The following is a 4,574-nucleotide window of genomic DNA, read 5'->3' on the forward strand; positions in this document are numbered from 1 at the left end:
CCGACGTAGGCACCGACACAGCGCCGGCGCAGGACGACCTTGTTGTTGAGCCCGCGGTTGTTGAGACGGAGGTTGTTGAGACGGAGGCTGTTGAGACCGAGGCTGCCGAGGTGGAGGCCGCAGAGGCTGTTGAAGCTGAGGCTGTTGAAGCGGAAGCCGCAGAAGCTGCCGAAGCTGAGGCTGTTGAGGCGGAGGCCGCGGAAGCTGAGGCTGTTGAGGCGGAAGCTGTTGAGGCAGAAGCTGCTGAGGTGGAAGCTGCTGAGGCGGAAGCTGCTGAGGCGGAAGCTGCTGAAGCCGCGGAGGCCGCTGATGCTGAAGCCGCGGAGGCGGCTGAAGCGGGAGCCGACGACAGCGACAACGACGGCGCCGGCGCTTCGGACTCCTCGGATGATTCCTCGTCCGGTGACTCAGGGTCCTCCGACTCGTCTGACTCGGAGTAAACTGCGGTTCGCGCCATCGACGACATCTTGGACGACATCTTGGACGTTCACCCACCAAGCCCCGGAGCCCGCTCCGGGGCTTGGTGGTGTCTGGGCTTGGCGGTGTCCGGGGCTTGGTGGTGTCCGGGCATCATCGGCTACTTATGGCGCCGAGGTCCAGCCGTCTCGAGGTTCTGTCGCTGATGTCGGATTTGCTGTGAGGTAGCGTTGCAGCCATGGGTGTGCCGCAGTTCGACGTAATCGTCGTGGGCGCCGGATTCGGCGGAATGGGTGCTTCGATCCAGCTCAAGCGAATGGGCTACGAGAACATCCTGATCCTGGATCGCGAGGACGATCTGGGTGGGACCTGGCACGTCAACCATTACCCGGGTTTGGCGGTCGACATCCCGTCCCCCACCTACTCGTACTGGTTCGAACCGAACCCCAACTGGTCCCGGCTCTACGCGCCTGGCTCGGAGCTCAAGGACTACGCCGACCATGTCGGAGACAAGTACGACGTTCGGCGACATATGAGATTCAATAGCCCGGTCGACGGCGCACGCTGGGACGAAGACGCCCAACTCTGGCAAGTTTCGCTGTCTGACGGTGAAACGCTGTCGTCGAGATTCCTGATCACCGCCACCGGCTACCTCTCGCAGCCGCACACCCCTGACATTCCCGGAATCAACGATTTCGCGGGCCGCATCATTCACAGCACCGATTGGGACGACGACTATTCGCCCGACGGCGAGCGGATTGGCTTGATCGGGACCGGCGCGACCGCTGTGCAACTGATCCCGCAACTGACCCGGACTGCTGCCGAGCTCACCGTGTACCAGCGCACGCCCATCCACGTCGTGCCCAAGCTGGACTTCGCGATCCCGATGTTCCTGCGCCGGCTGTTTGCCCGGCTGCCCTTCGTTCAGCGCGCGTTCCGCTTCACCACCGACATCAACCTCGAAGCGATGATGATCCTGTCGGTGCTGAACTTCAAGTATTTCCGTCAGCTCAACGTTGGGGCGTCCTATCTCTCGCAGGCTCTTCGATTCGTATCGATCCGGGACAAGGAACTGCGCGCGAAGCTGACTCCGGACTACGACTTCGGGTGCAAGCGGCCGACCTACTCCAATTCCTATTACCGAATGTTCACCAGGCCGAACGTCCATCTTCAGTCAGCGGGTATCGAGCGGATCGAACCCGACGGCATCGTCGCGTGTGACGGGACCAAGTCCGAGATCGACACGCTAGTTCTGGCCACCGGTTTCGATCTGTGGGAGGCAAATATTCCCGCAATCGAGATCATCGGCCGCCATTCCCGGAACCTGGGAAAATGGTGGCGCGACAACGGGTTCCAGGCCTATCAAGGCGTATCGATCCCAGCTTTCCCGAATTTCCTCAGCCTGGCAGGACCATATGCCTCCAGTGGACTGTCGTTCTTCAACACGGTCGAATACCAGATGCGGCACATGAACCGGCTATTCGGTGAGGTGCAGCGGCGAGACGCGACCACGTTCGAGGTGACCGAGAACGCCAATGCCCGATTCCGCGAGCGCATGTCGCAGCTCCTCGACAAAACCGTCTTCGGCAGAGGCGACTGTGCCCGCGCGCGGTCCTACTACTTCAGCCCGAGCGGGGAGACACTGGTGCGTCCCGCCTCGACCAACCAGACCAACCGCGAGAACGACACGTTCCCGCTCAGCGACTACGTGATCTCCTGAATCGTGATCTGCTGAACCGGCCGGTTCAGGATAGGTTTGGGTCGGCCCACTTCCGGCGATGTGTCAGCATGGACGAATGCAGGTGAGGCGAATTCTCGGGCGGCTGGGCGCAATTGCTGTAGTGCCGATGGCAATGTTGCAAGCTGCCATCGCGATGCCCTCGGCCGCGGCTGACCCCTGCCCGGACATCGAGGTGATCTTCGCACGTGGGACAGGCGCTCCGGCGGGCCTGGGGTGGCTCGGCGAGGCGTTCGTCGAGTCTCTGCGCGCCAAGGTCGGAGGCCGGTCCGTCGGCGCTTACGGGGTCGACTACCCGGCGGGCTTCAACTTCGATTCGTCAGCGCCCATGGGTGCCGCAAATGCCGCCGGACGGGTGCAGTGGATGGCGGACAACTGTCCAGACACCAAGCTCGTGCTCGGCGGCAACTCACAGGGCGCGGGGGTGATCGATCTGATCACCGTTGACCCGCAGCCACTCGGCCGCTTCACCCCCACGCCGTTGCCCCCGGGCGTTGCCGACAACGTCGCCGCCGTGGCTGTCTTCGGGAATCCGCTGCGCGAGATTCGAGGCGGCGGTCCACTGCCCCAGATGAGCAGCACTTACGGGGCGAAGTCGATCGATCTTTGCGCGATGGGAGATCCGTTCTGTTCCAACGGGTTCAATCTCCCGGCGCACTTCGCCTACATCGACAACGGAATGGTCGAGGAAGCGGCGAACTTCGTGGCGGGCCGCCTCCAGTAGTTCGAACTGCTCATCAACTGCGATCAGCACCAGGAGGTTCCAGCCGATCGGACTCAGATGGCAACCGCACCAGTGCGCTCCGGGGCGCGCGAACGCCAATTATTGCGGGCATGTCAGCACTCAATATGTTCCAGTAATCAGCCTTTGGCGGGTAATATTCGAAGCTCAGTCAGCAAACGATGCTCGCTGATATGGGGAGGACGAATGAGGGTCGTCGGCAAGGTTGCGACAGGCGTTAGTCGTCGGCAGCGCCGACGGGCGAGATGTCTTGCGGCAGCCATCGCGTCGGTGCCGCTTCTTGCATTGCCGGCCGTCGGTACAGCGGCGGCGGCTGACGCCCCGGTGTTCGACGCACTACCGCCCGGTCCTGCCCGGGTGCTGACCGTCGACACATTGACCGCGGGTGGCAACGCCGACGACTTGCAGGGCGTGGTGTGCGAGGCGCCACGCGTCTGTACGGCCGTGCCCTATCCGTATTTGAACCGGCCGGCCGGGGTGGTCGAACTCGACGAGGCATTGCGCACTTATGCGTCCGAGCAACAGATCGTCTACGGCTACAGCCAGGGCGCCCGGGTAGCCAAAGACTGGCTCGACCAGTACGCCGGCACCGAAGACGCTCTATCGCCGGGTGCGTTGAGCTTCGTCCTGCTCGGCAATCCCGGCCGCAAGTACGGCGGATCGCGGGTGGGTTTGGACGAAATGACACCCGATACCGAATACAACGTCCTGGACGTGTCACGACAATATGATCTGTCCTCCGACACCCCGGACAACCCCCTCAACCTGCTGGCCATGATCAACGCCTACGCCGGGTTCACTTCCGTGCACCCGGACTATGAGGACGTCGACATCTACGATCCGGCCAATTACGTGTGGAAAGAGGGAAACACCACGTACGTCTTCGTGCCGACGGAGCGCCTGCCGATACTGGGTTTCCTGTATGGCGTCGGGCTTACCGGACTCGCCGACGCGCTCGACGCCCCGCTGAGGGCACAGATCGAGAAGGCCTACGATCGCAGCTACCTTCCTGCCGAGCCGGGGATGTTGCCCGTTGAGGCCGAGCTCGCCCCCGGGCTCGAAGAAGCAGCGGTGGAGCCCGAGCAGCCTCAAGCGGCTGCGGCGGCGCTGCTGACGTCCCCTGCGCCGACTGGAGATGAGAACGACACCGCGAGCCCGGTGCCGTACGGGGAAGATACCCGCGAGGAATCCGGGGATAACCAGGAAGAACCCGAGTCGGAGGCCAAGGGCATGGCCGTCGCGGTCGACTTCGAGGGCGCCTACGGAGGCTTGACAGACGCTAGCCCGGAAGACGCTGGCCTGGAAGACGCCGATCTGGAAGACGCCGGCCTTCAAGACGCCGGCCTTGAAGACGCGGATCTGGCGCGGCCGGGTGACCCCGATGACGACACGCTTGAAGCCGACGCAGACGAGGGTCAGGGCGCGGTGGCCGCAGGATCTGTTTCCGAGGACGAGGATTCGTCGCAAAGCTCATCAGGTGAGGATGCGACCTCATCGGATAGCGATTCATCGTCGGCCGGGCAGAGTTCATCCGGCAGCGAAGGTTCGTCGGCTAGCAACGAGTAGCCAAGCTATGCAACGTCTTTGGCGAATGGGTGTTCGCTGAGGCGGTAACCCCGGTGCACGGCCCTGGTCGGGATGTGCTTGGCTTGCGACATGGATGTCAGCGGCCTTGCG

The 4,574-nt window shown here is 63.2% G+C and carries 4 protein-coding genes; all 4 read left to right on the plus strand.

The features are described from left to right. The coding region (locus tag ACPGXI_RS17605; RefSeq protein ID WP_526655260.1) for a hypothetical protein at nucleotides 1–440 on the plus strand (440 nt) is incomplete at its 5' end. A 215-nt stretch (nucleotides 441–655) separates the two neighbouring features. Continuing rightward, nucleotides 656–2,137 (plus strand): flavin-containing monooxygenase, encoded by a 1,482-nt coding sequence (locus ACPGXI_RS17610; RefSeq protein WP_526655262.1) that lies wholly within the window; start codon nucleotides 656–658, stop codon nucleotides 2,135–2,137. Nucleotides 2,138–2,264: 127 nt separating this feature from the next. Further along, complete coding sequence (locus tag ACPGXI_RS17615; protein ID WP_526655264.1) at nucleotides 2,265–2,879, plus strand: cutinase family protein; 615 nt, start codon at nucleotides 2,265–2,267, stop codon at nucleotides 2,877–2,879. 288 nt (nucleotides 2,880–3,167) lie between these two features. Beyond that, on the plus strand, nucleotides 3,168–4,463 hold the full coding sequence (locus ACPGXI_RS17620; protein WP_526655266.1) for a PE-PPE domain-containing protein: 1,296 nt from the start codon (nucleotides 3,168–3,170) through the stop codon (nucleotides 4,461–4,463). The last annotated feature ends 111 nt before the right edge of the window (nucleotides 4,464–4,574 follow it).

This window comes from Mycobacterium sp. (assembly GCF_049608025.1).
GTDB lineage: Bacteria > Actinomycetota > Actinomycetes > Mycobacteriales > Mycobacteriaceae > Mycobacterium.

What these genes read in the sequence shown, in the direction of transcription:
- ACPGXI_RS17610 (WP_526655262.1), top strand. Translation starts at nt 656, where the DNA reads ATGGGTGTGCCGCAGTTCGACGTAATCGTCGTGGGCGCCGGATTCGGC.
- ACPGXI_RS17615 (WP_526655264.1), top strand. Translation starts at nt 2,265, where the DNA reads ATGGCAATGTTGCAAGCTGCCATCGCGATGCCCTCGGCCGCGGCTGAC.